Origin of the sequence: Kluyvera sp. 142486, assembly GCF_046569695.1 — a bacterium.
Classification (GTDB): domain Bacteria; phylum Pseudomonadota; class Gammaproteobacteria; order Enterobacterales; family Enterobacteriaceae; genus Kluyvera.
This window is the reverse complement of sequence record NZ_JBKHUI010000003.1, coordinates 306892-327690: the sequence shown is the minus strand read 5'-3', so window position 1 is coordinate 327690 and position 20799 is coordinate 306892. Positions and strand designations below refer to the sequence as shown.

20 protein-coding genes are annotated in these 20799 nt (G+C 55.0%); 5 read left to right on the top strand and 15 right to left on the bottom strand.

The window, feature by feature from the left end:
* Positions 1-95: 95 nt before the first annotated feature.
* Positions 96-863, bottom strand: coding sequence for a triose-phosphate isomerase (tpiA, locus tag ACLGE8_RS05640; protein ID WP_035895862.1), 768 nt, complete (start codon positions 861-863; stop codon positions 96-98).
* A 108-nt stretch (positions 864-971) separates the two neighbouring features.
* On the bottom strand, positions 972-1568 hold the full coding sequence (locus ACLGE8_RS05635) for a DUF1454 family protein (RefSeq protein WP_333495427.1): 597 nt from the start codon (positions 1566-1568) through the stop codon (positions 972-974).
* Positions 1569-1679: 111 nt separating this feature from the next.
* Between ACLGE8_RS05635 and ACLGE8_RS05630 the strand changes: the two genes are divergently transcribed.
* Positions 1680-2111 carry a DUF805 domain-containing protein gene (locus tag ACLGE8_RS05630; RefSeq protein ID WP_123651029.1) on the top strand — a complete coding sequence of 144 codons (432 nt, stop codon included), beginning with the start codon at positions 1680-1682 and terminating at the stop codon, positions 2109-2111.
* Here ACLGE8_RS05630 and fpr read toward each other — a convergent pair.
* The 7 genes from fpr to gmk all read right to left on the bottom strand — a co-directional run bounded on the left by fpr (position 2102) and on the right by gmk (position 10079).
* On the bottom strand, positions 2102-2848 hold the full coding sequence (fpr, locus tag ACLGE8_RS05625; protein WP_410997068.1) for a ferredoxin--NADP(+) reductase: 747 nt from the start codon (positions 2846-2848) through the stop codon (positions 2102-2104). The genes ACLGE8_RS05630 and fpr overlap by 10 nt on opposite strands.
* A 96-nt stretch (positions 2849-2944) precedes the next feature.
* Positions 2945-3955, bottom strand: coding sequence for a class II fructose-bisphosphatase (glpX, locus tag ACLGE8_RS05620; protein WP_410997066.1), 1011 nt, complete (start codon positions 3953-3955; stop codon positions 2945-2947).
* Positions 3956-4023: 68 nt separating this feature from the next.
* Positions 4024-6105: an ATP-dependent DNA helicase RecG gene (gene recG, locus ACLGE8_RS05615; protein ID WP_410997064.1), complete on the bottom strand. Its 2082-nt coding sequence runs from the start codon at positions 6103-6105 to the stop codon at positions 4024-4026.
* A gap of 5 nt (positions 6106-6110) precedes the next feature.
* Positions 6111-6797, bottom strand: coding sequence for a tRNA (guanosine(18)-2'-O)-methyltransferase TrmH (gene trmH, locus ACLGE8_RS05610; RefSeq protein WP_410997062.1), 687 nt, complete (start codon positions 6795-6797; stop codon positions 6111-6113).
* A 196-nt stretch (positions 6798-6993) separates the two neighbouring features.
* Positions 6994-9108, bottom strand: coding sequence for a bifunctional GTP diphosphokinase/guanosine-3',5'-bis pyrophosphate 3'-pyrophosphohydrolase (gene spoT, locus ACLGE8_RS05605; protein WP_410997060.1), 2115 nt, complete (start codon positions 9106-9108; stop codon positions 6994-6996).
* Positions 9109-9127: 19 nt separating this feature from the next.
* Positions 9128-9403, bottom strand: a complete 276-nt coding sequence (gene rpoZ, locus ACLGE8_RS05600) for a DNA-directed RNA polymerase subunit omega (RefSeq protein ID WP_080214308.1) — start codon at positions 9401-9403, stop codon at positions 9128-9130.
* A gap of 52 nt (positions 9404-9455) precedes the next feature.
* Positions 9456-10079 (bottom strand): guanylate kinase, encoded by a 624-nt coding sequence (gene gmk, locus ACLGE8_RS05595; RefSeq protein WP_035895845.1) that lies wholly within the window; start codon positions 10077-10079, stop codon positions 9456-9458.
* A gap of 256 nt (positions 10080-10335) precedes the next feature.
* Between gmk and ligB the strand changes: the two genes are divergently transcribed.
* Positions 10336-12012, top strand: a complete 1677-nt coding sequence (gene ligB / locus ACLGE8_RS05590) for an NAD-dependent DNA ligase LigB (protein ID WP_410997058.1) — start codon at positions 10336-10338, stop codon at positions 12010-12012.
* On the opposite strand, the gene ACLGE8_RS05585 is transcribed toward ligB, so the two are convergent.
* The 3 genes from ACLGE8_RS05585 to ACLGE8_RS05575 form a co-directional block, all read right to left on the bottom strand.
* Positions 12009-12626 carry a trimeric intracellular cation channel family protein gene (locus ACLGE8_RS05585; RefSeq protein WP_333495434.1) on the bottom strand — a complete coding sequence of 206 codons (618 nt, stop codon included), beginning with the start codon at positions 12624-12626 and terminating at the stop codon, positions 12009-12011. The two genes, ligB and ACLGE8_RS05585, sit on opposite strands and share 4 nt — an antisense overlap.
* A gap of 245 nt (positions 12627-12871) precedes the next feature.
* On the bottom strand, positions 12872-14605 hold the full coding sequence (locus tag ACLGE8_RS05580; RefSeq protein WP_410997056.1) for a phosphoethanolamine transferase CptA: 1734 nt from the start codon (positions 14603-14605) through the stop codon (positions 12872-12874).
* A 283-nt stretch (positions 14606-14888) separates the two neighbouring features.
* Entirely contained in the window at positions 14889-15752 is an 864-nt protein-coding gene (locus ACLGE8_RS05575) for a YicC/YloC family endoribonuclease (RefSeq protein WP_185667492.1), read from the bottom strand.
* A gap of 214 nt (positions 15753-15966) precedes the next feature.
* Here ACLGE8_RS05575 and rph point away from each other — a divergent pair, with 214 nt between their 5' ends.
* Positions 15967-16683, top strand: coding sequence for a ribonuclease PH (gene rph / locus ACLGE8_RS05570; RefSeq protein ID WP_123651034.1), 717 nt, complete (start codon positions 15967-15969; stop codon positions 16681-16683).
* Positions 16684-16746: 63 nt separating this feature from the next.
* A complete protein-coding gene (gene pyrE, locus ACLGE8_RS05565) occupies positions 16747-17388 on the top strand; it encodes an orotate phosphoribosyltransferase (protein ID WP_410997053.1) in 642 nt (213 codons plus the stop codon).
* Between the two features lie 37 nt (positions 17389-17425).
* Here the strand turns inward: pyrE and slmA are convergent, their stop codons facing one another.
* The 3 genes from slmA to coaBC all read right to left on the bottom strand — a co-directional run bounded on the left by slmA (position 17426) and on the right by coaBC (position 19830).
* Complete coding sequence (gene slmA / locus ACLGE8_RS05560) at positions 17426-18022, bottom strand: nucleoid occlusion factor SlmA (RefSeq protein ID WP_064540962.1); 597 nt, start codon at positions 18020-18022, stop codon at positions 17426-17428.
* A 151-nt stretch (positions 18023-18173) separates the two neighbouring features.
* Positions 18174-18632 (bottom strand): dUTP diphosphatase, encoded by a 459-nt coding sequence (gene dut / locus ACLGE8_RS05555; protein ID WP_185667490.1) that lies wholly within the window; start codon positions 18630-18632, stop codon positions 18174-18176.
* Complete coding sequence (gene coaBC / locus ACLGE8_RS05550; protein WP_410997129.1) at positions 18610-19830, bottom strand: bifunctional phosphopantothenoylcysteine decarboxylase/phosphopantothenate--cysteine ligase CoaBC; 1221 nt, start codon at positions 19828-19830, stop codon at positions 18610-18612. The genes dut and coaBC overlap by 23 nt, the downstream gene beginning before the upstream one ends.
* Positions 19831-20006: 176 nt before the next feature.
* On the opposite strand from coaBC, the gene radC reads away from it, so the two are divergent.
* The gene (gene radC / locus ACLGE8_RS05545; protein ID WP_410997051.1) at positions 20007-20672 is read left to right on the top strand and encodes a RadC family protein; all 666 of its coding nucleotides are present in this window, start codon (positions 20007-20009) and stop codon (positions 20670-20672) included.
* Positions 20673-20799: the final 127 nt, after the last annotated feature.

The window sequence follows — 20799 nt, the reverse complement described above, 5'->3', positions numbered from 1 at the left end:
GGCCGTAGGGCCGGTTTAACCAGGCATCGTGTGCGTAATTCGTAGGCCGGATAAGGCTTTTACGCCGCCATCCGGCACGAAGACCGCGTGATGTCTTACGCTTTTTTCGCCGCTTCTGCAGCTTTAACGATCACCGCGAAAGCGTCAGCTTTCAGGGATGCACCGCCAACCAGCGCGCCGTCGATGTCTGGCTGGGTGAACAGCTCAGCAGCGTTGCCTGCGTTTACGGAACCGCCGTACTGGATGATAACCTGTTCAGCGATTTTCGCGTCAGCTTTAGCAATGTGGTCACGGATGAACTTGTGAACAGCCTGAGCCTGCGCTGGGGTTGCAGATTTGCCGGTACCGATCGCCCATACTGGTTCGTATGCGATAACCGCGCCTTCGAATGCTGCTGCGCCCTGAGTTTTCAGAACCGCGTCGATCTGACGTGCGCAAACTTCTTCAGTTTTGCCCGCTTCGTTTTCTGCTTCGGTTTCACCGATGCACAGTACAGGGATCAGCCCCTGTTCTTTCAGAATCGCGAATTTCTTAGCGATCAGCTCGTCAGATTCTTTGTGGTAGGTGCGACGCTCGGAGTGGCCGATGATGATGTAGGTTGCGCCAACATCTTTCAGCATTTCAGCGGAAGTTTCGCCGGTGAATGCGCCGGACAGGTTCAGGTCTACGTTCTGTGCGCCCAGGTGGATGTGGCTGCCCGCAGCGGCGTGTTTAGCCAGATCGATGTACATTTCTGGTGGCGCGATAGCAACGCCACAACCAGCAACGCCAGCCAGTTCGGTACGCAGATTAGCAATCAGCTCGTTTACCATGTGGCGGCTGCCGTTCAGTTTCCAGTTACCCATCACTAAAGGATGTCGCATTTCGATTCTCCACGCTTATCAGCGAATTAAGGAATATGGCCGCCCGTCAGGGCAGCATGGTCTGTGAAACAGTATAGAGATTGAATGTCATGAAGGCTTTGCTTTTTATCATTTATTCTCCCCTTCAAGATTCTCAGATAACGCCAGCTTAATCGGTTCAACGGCGAAGGTCAGCCCTTTTTCACCGTTATCTGCGACAACATAGCGCACGGCGCCTTCGGTGCTGGCGAAGTAGTGTTTGCCTTTACCCAGTGCCAGCAGTTTTTGCAGCTTTTGCAGGCTTTGCGGTTTGGTGAGCGTTGGGATTACGGCGCGCATCAGGGCGCTCATATATTCCTGAGCTTTATTTTTCGCAGCCTTCTGTTCTGGCCCCTGAATCGGCAGCCAGGTTATCTGGATAGATTTAATTTTCAGCGTACCGCGCTCCAGCGCCGTCGAGGCGTAGAGGTTCTCGTTAATCTTGCTGGCGGCTCGGGTAATATTGAGCTGGTCGCGGCTGGACGCGATGGCGCGGAACTCATCGAGCGGCAGCGTCGGGTTATCAGTATTGAATTTTTCCCGGAACTGGCTGATGGAGAGGTCAAAGACCGGCGCGCCAGACAGCAGATACGGCGCAACGGCCGCAGGCGATTGCGCCGACAGCACGGACTGACCCGCGCCCAGGGCCACAAGCCCTACCAGACACAGCGTTATCCATTTTCTCATGCTTATCGTCCTCCTCTTTTCAGATGACGATTAAAACGGGAACCGCCTCGCTTGTCAAAATGTGGTCGCTTCAGGGTAAACTACGCGGCACAACGACAAAGGAAAGGGTACATGACTCTACAGCAATGGTTATTTTCCGGTAAAGGCCGTATTGGCCGCCGTGACTTCTGGATCTGGATCGCCATCTGGGCGGTGACGATGGTGGCGCTGTTCAGCCTTGCGGGCGGCGGGTTGGTTGACCTGCAAACGGCGGCATTTATGCTGGTCTGTCTGCTGTGGCCGACGGCGGCGGTGACGATTAAACGCTTACATGACCGGGGTAAGTCCGGTATCTGGGCGCTGCTGATGATTCTGGCGTGGATGCTGCTGGCGGGTAACTGGTCAATGTTGCCCGGCGTGTGGCAGTGGGGCGTAGGGCGCTTTATCCCGACGCTGATCATTGTGATGATGCTCATCGACCTGGGCGCGTTTGTTGGCACCCAGGGCGAAAATAAATACGGCAAAGAGACCCAGGCCGTGAAGTACCGCGCCGATCACCAGTAGTGTTCGGCGGTCATGTGGCCCGGCCGACGACGCAGGTGTTTGGTCATCTGTCGGGTCTCTTTCAACAACTGCTGGGTATCGCGCACCATCTGCGGGTTACCGCACAGCATCACGTGGCTGGTTTCGGCGTTCATCGGCAGGCCAACCGCCGCTTCCAGCGCACCGCTTTCAATAAGTGCCGGTACGCGGCCCGTTAGCATCCCCGGCACGATTTCCCGGCTGACCACGGTCTGAATACGCAGCTTACCGGCATAACGTTGTTCCAGCGCTCGCATTTGCGGCAGATAGCTTAAATCGGCGGCGTAGCGCGCGGCGTGCACCAGCACCAGATTTTTAAACCTATCCAGATCTTTACCTTCTTCCAGAATCGACAGATACGGGCCAATGGCGGTGCCGGTTGCTAGCATCCACAGGGTTTCGCAGTCGGGAATTTCGTCGAGCACAAAGAAGCCAGCCGCTTCGCTGACGACCAGCACCTCATCGCCGGGTTTCAGCGCCGCTAAGCGTGGGCTCAGTTTGCCGTCCGGTACGGTAACCAGATAGAACTCGAGATCGGGATTATGTGGGGCGTTAACGTAGGAGTAGGCGCGCTGAACGCGCTCGCCGTCGATATCAAGACCGAGCTTGGCAAATTGCCCGGCGGTGAATGGTTTAACTGGTGCGTGGACGGTGAGGCTAAACAGTGCATTCGTCCAGTTCTGCACCTTAACAACTTTGCCTGTTACCCAGTCAGCCATGGCCTATCTCCCCTCAATATCGTTAGCTTTATCATCACCGCGACGAGAGCAGATTTCCAGCCCGAAAGGGCTGGAAAGCTCTATTGATCAAATGATTTAGAGAATGTGACGCTGAATTTCAGTGTCTTTGCGATCGAGGTAGTGAATAGACTGAATACGGCGAATGGTGCGTGATTTTCCGCGGATCAGCAGCGTTTCGGTGGTGGCGATATTGCCCTTGCGGGTAATGCCGTCCAGCAGGTCGCCTTTGGTGATGCCGGTGGCGGAGAAGATAACGTTGTCGCTGCGCGCCATGTCGTCGAGGGTCAGGACGACGCCTGCTTCAATGCCCATCGCCTTGCAGCGCTCGAGCTCGTTTTCACCGATGCGGCGGTTCTCTTCGCTGTCGCCCTTGACGTGATGGCGGGCCAGCAGACGGCCATGCATATCGCCATCCAGCGCGCGAATGACGGCGGCAGAGACCACGCCTTCCGGTGCGCCGCCGATGCCGTACATCACATCGACTTCGCTATCCGGCATACAGGTCAGGATAGAGGCCGCCACGTCGCCATCAGGTATCGCAAAGACGCGTACTCCAAGCTTTTGCAGCTCAACGATAACCTCGTCGTGACGCGGCTTAGCAAGAATGGTGACGGTTAATTCGGACAGCGGCTTATCCAGCGCACGAGCGATGTTACGCAGATTCTCTTCCAGCGGTTTATTCAGGTCGATAGTGCCTTTTGCGCCAGGGCCGACAATCAGCTTTTCCATATACATGTCAGGGGCGTTGAGGAAGCAGCCTTTATCGCCCACCGCCAGCACTGCCAGCGCGTTCGCCTGGCCCATCGCCGTCATGCGGGTGCCTTCGATCGGGTCGACGGCGATATCCACCGCATCGCCATTCCCGGTACCGACGGACTCGCCGATATAGAGCATTGGCGCTTCATCGATTTCGCCTTCGCCAATGACGATGGTGCCGTCAATGTTGACCTTGTTGAGCATAATACGCATGGCGTTGACCGCCGCGCCGTCGGCGGTGTTCTTATCGCCGCGACCCAGCCATTTGTAGCCTGCCAGCGCCGCCGCTTCGGTGACGCGCGAAAATTCGATAGCCAGTTCTCGTCTCATTACAAACTCGTCCAGGGAAGTGAAATTGTGCGAAGTTTAGCACAGCCCCTGCGGGGCTGTGGGTATCGCTACGCGTTGGAATAACGTTCGGTTTCCGGCATCCAGCGTTCAATCAGGGCATTGGCCTGCTGTGGATAACGGTCGTGAATATGACGCGCCAGGCGCTGAACTTCGGGGATCATTGCCTGATCGCGCAAAAGGTCGGCAACCTTAAATTCGGCGTTGCCGGTCTGGCGCGTGCCGAGCAGTTCGCCAGGGCCACGGATCTCGAGGTCTTTTTGCGCAATCACAAAGCCGTCGTTGCTGTCGCGCAGCACCTGCAGGCGCATTTGTGCTGTTTTCGACAGCGGCGCTTTGTAGAGCAGTACGCAGTGCGATGCCACTGCGCCACGGCCTACGCGGCCTCTGAGCTGGTGCAGCTGTGCCAGCCCCAGACGCTCCGGGTTTTCAATAATCATCAGGCTGGCGTTAGGGACGTCGACGCCGACTTCAATGACCGTAGTGGCAATCAGCAGATGTAGCTCACCCTGTTTGAACGCCTGCATAACGGCCTGTTTCTCGGCGGGCTTCATGCGCCCGTGGACGAGGCCGATATTCAGCTCCGGCAGCGCCAGCTTCAGCTCTTCGCAGGTGGCTTCCGCTGCCTGGGCCTCCAGCAGGTCAGACTCTTCAATCAGCGTACAGACCCAATAAGCCTGACGGCCTTCGGTCGTGCAGGCGTTGCGTACGCGGTCGATGATGTCATGGCGACGGGTGTCCGGGATGGCGACCGTTGTGACCGGGGTTCGTCCTGGCGGCAGTTCATCAATCACCGAGGTATCCAGATCGGCATAGGCGGTCATCGCCAGGGTGCGCGGAATGGGGGTGGCGGTCATGATCAGCTGATGCGGGTGGAAGCCCTGCTGTTGGCCTTTCTCCCACAGCGCCAGGCGTTGATGGACGCCAAAACGGTGCTGTTCGTCGATGATCACCAGCGCCAGGCCGTTAAACTGCACCTGCTCCTGGAAAATAGCGTGAGTGCCGACAATCATCTGCACCTGACCGCTGGCAATAGCTTCCTGCTGCGCCTGACGCGCCTTGCCTTTCTGCTTACCGGCTAACCAGCCGACTTCAATGCCGAGTGGCTCAAACCAGCTGCGGAAGTTATTGGCGTGCTGTTCGGCGAGCAGTTCGGTCGGCGCCATCAGAGCCACCTGTTTGCCGTGGGCGATGGCGCGCAGCGCTGCCAGTGCGGCAACCAGCGTTTTACCGGAACCGACGTCGCCCTGCACCAAACGCATCATCGGTATATCCAGCGCCATATCGTGTTCAATTTCGGCCGTTACGCGCGCCTGTGCGCCGGTAGGCTTAAACGGCAGATTGGCCAGAAACTTATCTTTCAGCTCGCTATTCGCACTGAGAGGCTGAGCGTGAAAACGCTGCGCACCCGCGCGTAAGGCCAGCATGCTGAGATTGTGCGCCAGCAGTTCTTCAAGAATTAAACGCTGCTGAGCGGGGTGCTTACCGGTTTCTAAATCGGCAAGCTGGAGCGACGGTGGCGGGCGATGCAGCGTGCGCAGCGCTTCCGGCAGGCTCATCATCCCCTGTGCCAGTTCCGGCGGCAACAGCTCGCTGATGGCACAGGTATCGAGTAAATCCAGCGCCTGGTCGGTGAGTTTGCGCAGCGTCGCCTGCTTGATGCCTTCGGTAGTGGGATAGACCGGCGTTAAGGTCTCCTGCAAATCCGGCGCGCTGAGGTCACCCTGTACGCGGTATTCCGGGTGGATCATCTCCGCGCCGTACTTGCCGCGCTTCGCTTCACCATAGGCCAGCACGCGTCGCCCGGTGGCGAGGCTATTTTTCATCGCCGCGTTGAAGTTGAAGAAGCGCATGGTCAGGATGCCGGTGCCGTCGCTAATCTGGCAGGTCATCATCCGGCGGCCGCCGAAGGTGATGTTGCAGTTCAGGACTTCGCCTTCCACGGTCACGTAGATGCCGGGAAGCAGTTCACCGATAGGATAAAGTTGGGTGCGGTCTTCGTAGCGTAACGGTAGGTGCAGGAGCAAATCCTGCACCGTGTGCAGACCAATTTTCGCCAGCCGATTGCTCTGCGCGGCGCCTACGCCGGTCAATGTGTTGAGCGGAACGGCATCCAGCAGACGGCTTTGCATGGCGGTTACTCCGTAGCCTGCATAGTGGACCACCACGTGGCATCGGCTTCAATTTCGCCTTGCTCGTTGACGTGGGGATAAGGAAGGCCTTTGCGTTTGGCAACGTGTGCCAGCACCGGGTAGCCGCCTTCAAACAGCAGACGTTGCTGCTCTTCGGCCGGCAGCATGCTGTTTTCGCGGCGGTACATGCCGGCGTTCTGACGCTGGCGCTGGGCTTCATAGAGAATCAACGCAGAGGCGACGGAAACGTTGAGCGACTGCACCATGCCGATCATCGGGATGATGATGTCCTGGTCTGCGAGAGCTAACGCTTCCTGGGTGATACCGGTTTTTTCCTGCCCCATCAGAATGCAGGTTGGGCGGGTGTAGTCGATTTCACGGAAATCGACTGATTTGTCTGACAGGTTGGTTGCCAGGATTTGCATACCATGGCGCTTTAAATGGCCGACCGCATCGCCGATGGTGGGATGGGTTATCACCTGTACCCAGCTGTTACTGCCCGCCGCGGATGCCATAGGGCGCATTCGGGTGCTGGGCCAGACCGCGTGAACTTCGTGTACGCCTACTGCATCGGCAGTACGCACGATCGCCGAGACATTATGAGGTTTGTGGACCTCTTCCATGCAGACCGTCAGGTCAGTCTGACGCCTGGCGAGCATCTCACGAATACGCGCATAACGCTGTGAATTCATTTACACTTCATCCTTCAAATTGCCTCGGCGTTGGCCGCACTCATTCACCCCAGTCACGTACTGTTGTACGCTCCTGGGGACTCATTCGCTTGCCTCGTTATTCGGCTTATCGCCTCACCCCTTCGGGGCCAGCGCAAGCGCTGTTCAAAGCGTTAAAACGCTTTGTGATGCAATTCGAATGATTTTGTGTAAAAAGTTAGTTTCGGTTACGGGTGACTTTGATGACGTCCGGCATCACGCGAATTTTGCGCATGATATTCGCCAGATGCACGCGGTCGCGCGCGGTCAGGCGGATAAAGGCGCTATAAACGCGGCCGTCTTTTTCTTCCGTATTCAGACTTTGAATATTGGATGCCGCGGTATTGATGGCCGCCGTCAGGTTGGCCAGCGCACCCTGATGGTTGAACATATCGACCTTAATTTCGGTGATAAATTCCTGCGCCGTCTCTTTGTCCCACTCCACCGCCATGAACTTCTCAGGTTCTTTCTGATAGCCGCGAATGTTACGGCAGGATTCATGGTGAATAACCAGCCCTTTACCCGGGCTGACGTGGGCGATGATTGGGTCACCAGGGATTGGACGACAGCATTTCGCGAAGGTGATCAGCACGCCGTCTGCGCCTTTAATCGGCAGATGGCTATGCCCGGAAGCACCTGGTGCGGACGGGATAGCTTCACCCTGCTGGAGGTTTTTCGCCACCACCACGCTCATGGCGTTGCCCAGGCCGATTTCGGCTAGCAGATCGTCAAGAGTGGCAAGGCGCATACGATCGAGTTCGCGCTGAACATGGTCCGGCGGAATTTCCGCAAGCTTGCGGCTACCGCCCAGCGCGTGGTTCAGCAGACGGCGACCCAGGCTGACGGAGTCGTCGCGCTTGAGGTTTTTCAGCATCTGACGGATTTTGGCGCGTGCTTTTGAGCTGACGACAAAATTGAGCCATGCGGCGTTCGGGCGTGCGCCCGGCGCGGTGATGATTTCTACCGTCTGGCCGCTGGAGAGCGGCTGCGACAGCGGGTAGGGCTGACGGTCGACGCGCGCGCCCACGCAGGCATGACCGATATCGGTATGCACGGCGTAGGCAAAATCCACCGGCGTAGCGCCAGCGGGCAGTTCGACAATACGGCCTTCCGGGGTGAAAACGTAAATCTCATCCGGGAAGAGATCGGATTTAACGCTCTCGATAAATTCAAACGAGCTACCGGCGCTCTGCTGCAGTTCCAGCAGGCTTTGCATCCAGCGCTGGGCACGGATTTGCGCGGTAGTACTGCTTTCGCCACCGTGTTCTTTGTAGGCCCAGTGCGCGGCAACACCCATCTCTGCCATTTGATCCATGTCTTCGGTACGGATCTGGACTTCGACCGGGACACCGTGTGGCCCAATCATCGAGGTGTGCAGGGACTGATATCCGTTGGCCTTTGGTATCGCGATGTAGTCTTTAACGCGACCCGGACGCGGCTTGTACAGGCTGTGCATCTGGCCCAGTACGCGGTAGCAGGTATCCAGATCGTGGACGATAACGCGGAAGGCGTAGATATCCATGATCGAGTGAAAACGCTGCTCTTTCAGCACCATTTTGCAGTAGATAGAGTACAGATGTTTCTCGCGACCGCTGACGCGACACGGAATTCCCGCTTCCTGCAAACGCCCTTCGATTTCAGAAAGGATCTTCTGAATCATCTCTTTACGGTTACCGCGCGCGGCTTTCACCACTTCTTTAATCACGCGATAACGGTTTGGATACAGCGCTTCAAAGCCCAGCTCTTCGAGCTCGGTCTTGATGTGGTGGATACCTAAACGGTGGGCCAGCGGGCTGTAAATTTCGAGGGTTTCACGGGCGATGCGGCGACGTTTGTCCGGGCGTAATGAGCCCAGCGTGCGCATGTTGTGGGTGCGGTCGGCAAGCTTGATGAGGATGACGCGGATATCCTGCACCATCGCCATAATCATTTTGCGAAAGTTTTCGGCCTGGGCTTCTTTCTTATCGCGGAACTTGAGCTTATCAAGTTTAGAGACCCCCTCTACCAGTTCAGCAACGCTTTTACCAAAGAGTTGCTCCATGTCCTGGTAGGTGGCAGGGGTATCTTCAATCACGTCATGCAGCAGAGCAGCCATCAGCGTTTCATAGTCGAGTTTCATCTCGGCCAGAATGCAGGCCACCGCTACCGGGTGCGTGATATAGGGTTCACCGCTTGAACGTGTTTGCCCCTCGTGAGCGTCACGTGCAACGAGATAGGCCTGCCGAAGCCGCTTAATCTGGTCTTCCGGCAGGTAATGTTGAATCAGTTGATTCAGGCTCTCAAACAGATACAAGGGCGACCCGCTATTGTAATTAACGACGACCTTCAGCAATAGCGGTAACAGCTTGTAATTCAGCGGCTTCCTGCTCTTGCTGTTCCTGGTGCTCACGCACGTCGAGGATCTGGTTGTTGATCAGACCTTCTTCGATTTCGCGCAGTGCGATAACGGTGGTTTTATCGTTTTCTTCTGGAACCAGCGGATCCTTTCCGCCTACCTGCATCTGACGAGCGCGACGCGCGGCGACCAGTACCAGGTCAAAACGGTTACCAATTTTCTCTACAGCGTCCTGAACAGTTACGCGTGCCATACTTTAATGCTCCACAGATAGTGATGGACTGGGCATGATACTGAAAGTGGGTTCAGTCTGCCAATAATTTGCTGATTAAAGCGTCATGTCGCTGCTTTTGGCGGCTCATACGCAGACGTTCCGCCCGGAGGATGGTCTTAAAATCACCCAGTGCGGTATCGAAATCATCATTGACGATAAGGTAATCATATTCCGCGTAATGGCTCATTTCTGCAACTGCCTGAGCCATACGTTTTGCGATCACCTCTTCGCTGTCCTGGCCGCGGCCGCGCAGGCGACGATCCAGTTCAATTTTGGATGGCGGCAGAATAAAGATGCTGCGCGCACCCGGCATGCTTTTACGGATTTGCTGAGCGCCCTGCCAGTCGATATCAAGGAAGACATCAACGCCGGTCGCCAGTACCTGCTCAATCGCCTGACGCGAGGTGCCGTAATAGTTGCCAAAGACTTCTGCGTGTTCCAGGAATGCCCCTTCGCCAATCATCGTTCTGAAATCATCGTGATTCACAAAGAAATAGTGTTCACCGTGCACTTCACCCGGACGCGGCGCGCGCGTGGTATGTGAAACAGATACCTGGGAGTCGTACAACGGTTGGGTTTTCAATAAAGCCTGAATCAGGCTGGATTTACCCGCGCCACTAGGGGCGGAAACAATATAGAGCGTGCCTTGAGCCATGAGTGTCTTTTGTATGTGATTATCGAAAGAGAACTTACATACGAGCCTATTATACACGGCGCCGCCACGCGACGTAGCCTTTGTCACACTTTTTGCGCCAGTTTCTTTCATTTTGCGTACCGTTTTCCTGATTTCTCCTTGTGTTGCTGCAACAAACTCGTTTTCCCGGAATCCGGCTCGAGAAACGCAGAATCCCTTATCGCAGGGTGAAAAGCGCTGCGCTACAAAGAGGCTATTCGTTAGCGAGGGGAAGAGCATGAGAGCATGGATGATTGGCGTGGGGATGCTGTTCACGTTGCAGGTACAGGCGGCCTGTCCTGCCTGGTCGCCCAGTAGGGCGGAGCAGGAGATAGCGCAGCTCGAAGCCCAGATTAGCGGGTGGAATAAAGTTTACTGGCGGCAAGGAGTGAGTGAGGTTAGCGACGGCGTATATGACCAACTCTCTGCGCGTCTTACCCAGTGGCAGCGCTGCTTTGGCATGACCACCGGGGAGCAAACCAGCCTGTTACCGCTCGGTAAAACGATGGAGCATCCGGTAGCGCATACGGGCGTACGTAAGCTGGCGGATGCCAGATCGATGGGTGAGTGGATGAAGGCTCGGGAGGGGCTGTGGGTACAGCCGAAAGTGGATGGTGTGGCGGTCACCCTGGTCTATCAGAATGGACAGCTGAAACAAGCTATCAGCCGGGGTGATGGGCTAAGTGGAGAAGACTGGACGGAAAAAGCTCGGCACATTCCCGCTATTCCACAAAATATCAGCGGAGCGCTGGCAAATAGCGTCCTGCAAGGCGAAATATTTTTGCGTGCCGAAGGGCATGTACAGAAAAAAATGGGGGGAATGAACGCGCGCTCAAAGGTGGCGGGAATGCTGATGCGTCAGAGCAATAGCCAGTCACTTTCCGCGCTGTCGTTGTTTATCTGGGCATGGCCTGATGGCCCAGCCTCAATGCGCGAGCGGCTGAACATCCTTGCCGCGTCCGGATTTGAATTTGTCACGCGCTATAGCCATTCAGTATCGAGTGCCCAGGAGGTTGCAGAGTGGCGCTCACGCTGGTTTAACGAGCCGCTGCCCTTTGCAACGGATGGCGTGGTGGTTCGAATGGGAAAAGAACCTGAAGGAAGCCGATGGTTGCCAACGCAGGGGGATTGGGTTGTCGCCTGGAAGTATCAGCCGGTGTCGCAGGTGGCAGAAGTCAGCGGTATTCACTTTGCTATAGGTCGTACCGGAAAGATTTCTGTGGTGGCTGACTTGCAACCCATCATGCTCGACGATAAGCGGGTACAGCGGGTCAATATAGGTTCGGTGGCGCGCTGGCAGAGCCTGGATATTACCGCAGGCGATCAACTGTTGATTAGTCTTGCCGGGCAAGGCATCCCGCGGCTGGAAAGCGTGGTCTGGCGTGCGCTTGAACGAACAAAACCAGAGCCACCTGCGGCAGACTTTAACTCACTCACCTGTTTTTACCGTACGGTTGCGTGCCGGGAGCAGTTCTTAGCGCGCCTTGCCTGGCTCGGATCGCCAGCGGTGCTCGATATCGAAGGAGTCGGAGAGGTTGGGTGGCAGCGGCTTGCGACGGCACATTCGTTTGAGCACATCTTCTCCTGGCTTGGGCTCACGCTAGCTCAGCTTCAGTCCACCCCTGGCATGACGGCAGAGCGAGCGCAGCAGGTGTGGCACCGCTTTGATATGACGCGCCAGCAGCCCTTTCGCCGCTGGGTTAAAGCACTAGGCGTGCCGCTGCCGAACGCGGCCTTAAAGGCGCTTGACGATAGTACCTGGCGACAGCTACTTGCTCGCGATGAGCAACGCTGGAAAACGTTGCCAGGCATCGGCCCGGAGAAAGCGCGTAGCCTGACAACATTTCTTCATGACCCCGCGGTTGGCTCGCTTGTTGAAAAGCTGAACGCGCTCGGGATTGCGGGGTTTAACTAGTGCGTTTCGTGCCGGTAGTGGAATACCGGAAGCCCAAGCTTGAGCCTGAGCGCTAGCATCCTTGCGGTAAAACCGAAGAGCAGCGTGGAGATCACCACCACATCATGATTGCTAACGTACTGCTGAAGCGCCACGTACAGCACGGCGGCCGCAAACGAGATACCGGCATAAAGCTCTTTCTGGAAGACTAGCGGAATGCGCTTACAGAACATATCGCGCAGTACCCCGCCAAATACACCGGTGATGACGGCGGCGATGACGGCGATAATGGGTCCTTCTCCCATATCCAGCGCGATTTGCGCGCCAATGATTGAAAAGACAATCAGACCCACGGCATCGAGAACCAAAAACAGGCGGCGCAGATGCGGCATGACCGGAGCCACAATGGTGGTCAGTACCGCAGCAATAGCAACGGTAATGATGTATTCGGGATGCTGTACCCAGCCTAACGGGTAGTGGCCAAGCAGCATGTCACGGACGGAACCCCCGCCCAGCGCAGTGGCGGTGGCAATGATAATAACGCCAAAGGTATCCATGCGGCGGCGCCCGGCAGCCAGGGCTCCGGTCATCGCCTCTGCGGTGATGCCGATAAGGTAAAGGATGTGCAGTAACATGTTCGCTCCCAACAAGAATGACAGGAGGGTAGCGATTTGTGCGCCATGTCACGATTGAGTTTTTCTAAGGTGAGCACATTTGAATAAGAAAAACTAATTCATAAACTACGTATGAATACTGTAGTGGTGAGTTTTATAGAATTGGTTAATGGGTTTTATGATTAGAAAATGTAAGCCATTACGTAAAAAATGATGTGTGGGATAAAGCGTAAAAAGCCGCTCCATACGGAGCGGCTTACGGGACGTTACTGATTACCTTTCTGCTCGCCATACGGCAGTTTGTCGTAATCGGTCAACGACTTCTTATCGTATGGGTTGCCAATCCAGCGTGTGGCTTCAATAAACTGCGGGCTGGTCAACGCGCGGGTTGGCTCGAAACCGTCATAGCTCAATCCTGCCAGATCGGACCAGGTATGAATAAGCTCGGAGCTGCTGTATTTGCGGTTAACATCCTGAGAGAAATCGCGAGGATGATCCTGATGCCATTTTTCTGACGTCCACAGCAGGAACGGAATGGTGTACATATGACGCGTTGGTGCAAGCTCATTACGGCCCTGCGTTTGGTGCGGCGGCGTGTCATAAACCTCTTCCCCGTGGTCAGAGAAGTACAGCAGGAAACCATTTGGGTCCGTTGCTTTGTAGTCTTTAATCAGGGTAGAAACAACGTAGTCGTTGTAAAGGTTGGCATTATCGTAGCTGTTGTACGTGCTCTGCTCATCCTTACTTAACCCAGCTGGCATCGTGTCGGTTTTGCCCGAGAATTTATTCCAGTTTTCCGGGTAACGGTAATCGTAGTTAATATGCGTACCTAACAGGTGCACGATAATAAACTTCTTCGGTGCCGGGTCTGACAGAACCTGTTTAAACGGTGCCAGAACGTTAGAATCGTATTCACGGGCGCTCTGAGTACGCTGCTGGTTCATATAGAACTGCTGGTCGGTCTGTTTTGAGAACACGGTCAGCATGGTGTTACGTGAGGTCATCGTCTGCTGGTTGGTTATCCAGAAGGTTTTATAGCCCGCCTGTTTCATCAGGTTCATCAGCGATGGTTTAGTCAGGTACAGGTCTGGGTTCTGCTCGTTGGCAAAGGTTAGCGCCTGCTGCAGGATCTCAATGGTGTAAGGGCGCGAGGTCACTACATCATTGAAAACGGTGAAGTTAGGATCTGACTTGTGCAGTGCATCCAGCTCAGGCGTGGTTTCGCGCGGATAGCCATAAAGGCTCATACGCCCACGCTGCGTGGATTCACCAATGACCAGCACCAGAGTACGAGGGGCATTTCCTGAGCTGTCTTTCAGGTTGGCCAGCGGCGGCAGCGCGTGGTTATCATTGAGCAGCCTGGTCAGGCTGTCTAACTGATGGTGATACTGGTAGTAGCCAGTAATAAACTGCCAGGGAGCTGCAGGAGCAAGGCGGGTCGACATGCCATCCAGTACGTCCGCAACAGGTTTGCCTTTCATCAGCACGCCGGTTGCCAGCGGGTTCAGGATCAACCCATAGAGCAGAGCAAAGGAGACGAGCCAGCGCCAGGGTGTTGGGATGTAAACCGGACGCAGGCGCGTCCAGAGCAGCACGGCAACAATAGAGTAGACCACCGCAACCAGGACAATCTTAAGGCTAAAATACTGGCTTAAGAACTCACCAGCTTCGTTGGTGTTGGTCTCAAACATCACAAATAAAACGCTTTGCGAAAACTCCTGACCATAAATAACGTAATAGCTAATAGCAGCTAGCGACGCTGCCCAGAGCACAACGCCAATAATGGCGCCAATGATGCGAGTCTTCTTCGGGAATAGGAATACTGGCACCAGCCATAATAAGCTAAAGAGGATAGAATCCCTTAAGCCGGTAGAGCCACTGTAGCCTGTGGCGTAGATAACAAGCTGTAATGCCGTTGAAAAGAAACAAAAATACAATACGGCCCAGCCAAGGGCTTTCCAGCTAAAGGCTGGTGTACTCTGAGTAGTCGTGAATTGCATAGGTTTAGCTTTATTTGTGATGGAGGCGGCCAGTCTAGCCACCAATGCTTAAGATATAATTAGTTCGATATCTGAACGCATAAGCAGATAGCCCTGTCATCTGAAAGGATATAGATGAAGGTGGAAAATATCTGGTTAAAAGCGTCCTGTGTATCGCCTCATTCCATAATCACCCTTTATATAAGGGTGGGTAATGATGCAATTTACTTGGGGAAAAAGAAACTACCTGAATTAAAAATGCCCGCGCAATGGCGGGCATAAATTTTAAAGTAACTGATTCAAATTATTCGATGTTCTGAATCTGCTCGCGCATTTGTTCGATCAGTACCTTCAATTCGATAGCTGAGTTGGTTACGTCCGCATTGATCGATTTTGACGCCAGGGTATTCGACTCGCGGTTGAACTCTTGCATCATGAAGTCCAGACGGCGGCCAACCGCCTCTTTTTTCTTCAGGATGTTATAGGTCTCTTTCACGTGCGCTTCGAGGCGATCCAGCTCTTCGGCAACGTCGATACGCTGGGCCATCAGCACCAGTTCCTGCTCCAGACGGTTATTTTCAAGCTGAACTTCCGCGTCTTCCAGCTTGGCAACCAGGCGGTCGCGCTGCCACTGCAGGATTTCCGGCATATGGGCACGGACTTTGGTCACTTCGCCGCTGACGCCTTCCAGACGCTGTTCAATAAGGGCTTTCAGCGCCTGACCTTCGGTCTCACGAGCAACGATGAAGTCGTCCAGCGTACCGTCCAGCGCATTGAGGATCTCGGCGGCGATAGCGTCCAGATCCTGCTCCTGTGCGGCCATCACGCCCGGCCAGCGCAGAATGTCGACAGGGTTAACTTCCCCTTCATCGCTCTGCATTTTGACCCAGTTCGCGGCGCTAACCAATTGTTTTGCCAGTTTTTCATTGAGGATTAGTTCGCCTTGCGCGCTGGCATCTGGCTCAAAACGCAGGGTGCACTCTACTTTACCTCGCGTTAAGCGGGTGCGCAGACGTTCACGGACAACGGGTTCAAGGCTGCGGAACTGCTCCGGCAGACGGAAATAGGTTTCGAGATAACGCTGGTTAACAGAGCGCAGTTCCCAAGCGGCGCTGCCCCAACTGCCCTTGATTTCACGGCGGGCATAGGCGGTCATGCTGCGGATCATAGACGTTCCTGTTTTTAAAGGAGAGATGGGGGGATTATAGCCTCCGGGGGCTTATGAGGATAGAAATAAGCGCCGTTAATCCGTATACGCTTCATCCTTCAAGCCGTCTCTGTTTAGTACACTCCGAGGGGGAGCGCCCTTGCCGCCTTGATACAGCTTGAATGATTTTGTGTATAATGCGCGCCACATTCGTTTCAAGCCGGAGATATCTATCATGCGTCCAGCAGGTCGTAGTGCTAACCAGGTGCGTCCCGTCACCCTGACCCGTAATTATACAAAACACGCTGAAGGCTCCGTGCTGGTCGAATTTGGTGATACCAAAGTGCTGTGTACTGCTTCTATCGATGAAGGCGTACCACGTTTCCTGAAAGGTCAGGGCCAGGGTTGGATCACCGCCGAGTATGGCATGCTGCCACGTGCTACCCACACGCGTAATGCACGTGAAGCGGCGAAAGGCAAACAGGGCGGTCGTACCATGGAAATTCAGCGTCTGATTGCTCGTGCGCTGCGCGCGGCGGTAGATCTGAAGGCGCTGGGTGAATTCACCATAACGCTGGACTGCGACGTTATCCAGGCTGATGGCGGCACGCGTACGGCGTCCATTACCGGTGCTTGCGTGGCGCTGGCCGATGCGCTGGGTAAACTGGTTGCTGCGGGTAAGCTGAAAACCAACCCAATGAAAGGGATGGTCGCGGCGGTTTCCGTAGGTATCGTGAACGGCGAAGCGCTGTGCGACCTGGAATACGTTGAAGATTCGGCGGCAGAAACCGATATGAACGTGGTGATGACCGAAGACGGGCGCATTATTGAAGTTCAGGGCACCGCCGAGGGCGAGCCGTTCAGCCACGAAGAGTTACTCACCCTGCTGGCGTTAGCCCGAGGGGGAATCGAATCTATTATCACGACGCAGAAAGCGGCGTTAGAAAATTGATGTTAAGGGCGACGTGGTCGCCCTTTTTTTTGTCCGTATTAAAGTGAGATGAGGAGCGAATCCATGAAACCGTATCAGCGCCAGTTTATTGAGTTTGCGCTTAACAAGCAGGTACTTAAGTTTGGCGAATTTACGCTGAAATCCGGGCGCAAGAGCCCCTATTTCTTCAACGCCGGGCTGTTTAATACCGGGCGCGATCTGGCACTGTTAGGCCGTTTTTATGCCGAAGCGCTGGTGGATTCCGGTATTGAGTTCGATCTGCTGTTTGGCCCTGCCTACAAAGGCATCCCGATTGCCACAACCACGGCAGTTGCGCTGGCGGAACATCACGACCGTGATTATCCGTACTGCTTTAATCGCAAAGAAGCTAAAGACCACGGTGAAGGCGGCAATCTGGTGGGTAGCGCGCTGGCCGGGCGCGTGATGCTGGTGGACGATGTGATCACCGCGGGTACCGCGATCCGTGAATCGATGGAGATTATCCAGGCCAACGGTGCGAAGCTTGCCGGCGTGCTGATCTCTTTGGATCGCCAGGAGTGTGGGCGTGGCGAAATTTCCGCGATCCAGGAAGTTGAACGTGACTATGGCTGTGAGGTTATCTCGATCATCACGCTGAAAGATCTGATTGCTTATCTGGAAGAAAAACCGGAAATGGCGGAACATCTGGCGTCGGTACGCGCTTATCGCGAGGCATACGGCGTATAAAAAAATAACCCGGCGGATGCCGGGTTATTTGAAAGCGTTACTGCAGTTGCGCAACGATCAGCGGCCAACGGGCATCAAAATCGTCCGTTGGTCGGTATTTGAATTCACTGCGTACAAAGCGTGACAGCATACCCTCGCAGAAGGCAAGCAGTTGACTTGCCAGCAGCGTTTCATCCGTTTCGTAACCTTCACCTTCCCGCATTTTCCGTTCGCGCAGCACCTGGCGCAGCTGAGCTTCAATACGTTCAAACAGCTGGTTGATTCGTCCCTGCAGGCGATCCTGCTCAAACATGAGCGCATGGCCGGTCAGAATACGGGTCAGCCCCGGATTGCGTTCGCCAAAACCAAGAATCAGCAGCACAATCAGGCGTAAACGCGCGGTGGTGTCCTTCTCGTCTTTGAGGATCAGGTTGATACGGGTAATCAGGCTATCTTCGATAAACTCGATGAGGCTATCGAACATGCGGGTCTTGCTAGGGAAATGCCGGTACAGCGCTGCTTCAGAAACACCAACGGAGGCGGCCAGTTTGGCCGTGGTGATACGTTGGCTACCGTCGCTGGATTCAAGCATCAACGCCAGGGATTGAAGTATTTCCTCGCGACGATTCCTTTTCGCAGTTTGCTTTTCTGCCATGTTCTAAAATACCCCTGAAAATAAAACAATTGTCAGGCGAGCATCCACACGGCGACCGCAATCATAATTTGCAGTGATGTATTCGCATTATGACACCGTGAGATACGTGAAAACGGGCGCACCGCGCTGGGCGGATGCGCCTTAGGGCGCGTTATTTACGCCCGGAGTGGCCAAAACCACCTTCGCCACGATCGGTGGCTTCAAACGATTCAACCAGATTAAACTCGGCCTGTACGACAGGAACAAACACCATTTGCGCAACGCGTTCGCCAGGCTCAATGGTGAAGGTCGTTTGCCCACGGTTCCAGATGGAAACCATCAGCTGACCCTGGTAGTCGGAGTCAATCAGCCCGACCAGGTTGCCCAGCACGATACCATGTTTGTGACCCAGGCCAGAGCGAGGCAGCATCACAGCGGCCAGGGAAGGGTCGGCAATGTGAATCGCCAGACCGGTTGGCAGTAAAGTGGTTTCGCCCGGCGCCAGCTCTACGGCGTCATCAAGACAGGCGCGCAGGTCAAGGCCTGCTGAGCCAGCAGTGGCATAGGTCGGCAGCGGGAACTGCTGACCAATACGCGAGTCCAGAATCTTAACGTCGATTTTTTTCATCATAACGGGTAACGATCTCGTCCAATAATAGTTGGCCCAGGAGTGACTTACTGGCGAGTGGTAAGCGCTTCTCGCCGTCCTGCCAGAAAAGATGCAATGCATTGTTATCGCTATTAAAGCCTTGATTTGATTGTGAAACGTCGTTGGCACAAATCAGATCAAGGTTCTTGCGGCTACGCTTTTGTCGCGCATATTCTTCCACATTATTCGTTTCGGCAGCAAACCCTACGACATAAGGTCGAGCTGTTTTTCGTGCGGCAACACCGGCAACGATGTCCGGGTTTTTCACCATTTTTATTGTAAATTCATCACCCTGAGTGTCCTGCTTCTTAATTTTTTCGTCGGCAATCACGGCAGCGCGATAGTCTGCGACGGCGGCACAGCCGATGAAAATATGTTGCCCGGCGACGCCAGCCTGAACGGCCGCGTTCATCTCCTCAGCGGTCGCTACATCAACGCGCTGCACGAAGGCTGGCGTTGGCAGAGATACCGGGCCGCTGACCAGCGTAACGTTGGCGCCGCGCTGTGCGGCAGCTTCGGCAATCGCAAAGCCCATTTTCCCGGAGCTATGGTTGGTGATGTAGCGTACGGGATCCAGCGGCTCGCGAGTTGGGCCAGCGGTAATCATGATGTTCAGATGTTGCAAATCTTTGACGGGCGAAAAGTGCGCGGCCGCCATATCAACGATGGTCAGCGGGTCGAGCATGCGCCCCGGGCCGACATCACCACAGGCTTGACTGCCGCTGTCTGGGCCCCAGATGAGCATATTCCGCGAGGCCAATACCTCAAGATTGTGCTGAGTGACGGCAGCGCGGTACATCTGTTGATTCATGGCAGGCACTACGGCAACGGGAGACGGTGTGGCGAGACAGATAGTCGAGACCAGGTCATTTGCCATCCCCGCGGTCACGCGGGCAATAAGGTCAGCCGTAGCTGGTGCCAGAATCACGAGGTCAGCCCATTTTCCCAGCTCAATATGGCCCATCGCGGCCTCAGCAGCGGTATCGAGCAGGCTGTCGGAGACTGGATAGCCGGAGACGGCTTGCAGGCTCAGCGGGGTGATGAAAGCTTTTGCGGCTTCCGTCATGGCAACGCGCACATCGGCGCCGCGGTCGCGCAGGCGACGTACGAGCTCCGGCGTTTTGTAGGCAGCAATGCCGCCGCTGACGCCAAGAACAATTTTTTTACCGGCCAGGCTCATCATGATTCTTTCCTGTTAGGGGTACACCAGAATCCGCGTATTTTATCACAATCCTTTCGGGGTCGTGCGCTTGTGACATCGACACTTTGCGAGTCGCTACGCAAGCGTAAGATTCCGGTCGTGCGGCGCAGTACGCGTTGTGACAGCATAGCGACAGCTATCGGAAGGAGGCCATTATGGAGAGTGCAGAAGCGATGATGCCGCGGGAAAAGATGCAGCGGTATGGTATTGAAACGCTATCGGATACCGAGCTGCTGGCGCTGTTTTTACGTACGGGGACGCGTGAAAAAAGCGTGATGCGCTATTCCCACGACCTGCTTCGGCACTTTGGGTCGCTCTACCGGCTACTCTCTGCCAGCGAGGAGGAGATGACCCAGATTGATGGGATGGGGATTGCCAAATATGCTCAGCTTAAGGGTATCGCCGAACTGGCGCGTCGCTACTTCAGCGTGCGGGTGCTGGAAGAGGATTCCCTGTTGAGCCCGGAACTGGCGCGAGAATTTTTACAAAGTCAGTTGGCCGATGAGGAAAGAGAAATTTTTGTGGTCATCTTCCTCGATAACCGGCACAAGGTCCTGAAACATAGCCGGCTTTTTTCCGGAACGTTGAGCCATGTGGAGGTTCACCCGCGTGAAATTGTACGAGAAGCCATCAAAGTGAATGCCGCGGCGGTGATCCTTGCGCATAATCATCCATCAGGAAATGCCGAACCGAGTAAATCAGACAGACTTATCACCGAAAGAGTGGTAAAGTGTTGCCAATTCATGGATGTACGTGTACTAGACCATCTGGTTATTGGCCGCGGTGAGTATGTTTCTTTTGCCGAACGAGGCTGGATTTAGCGGATTATTACGCGATCCACCGGGATCTTTGTCTGTTCGGGACTTGAGCATATCCTCGTGTCAGCGTATACTACGCCACCTTTGAGAATCTCGGGTTTGGCATTTGGGCCTGGCAATCGAGAGTTCA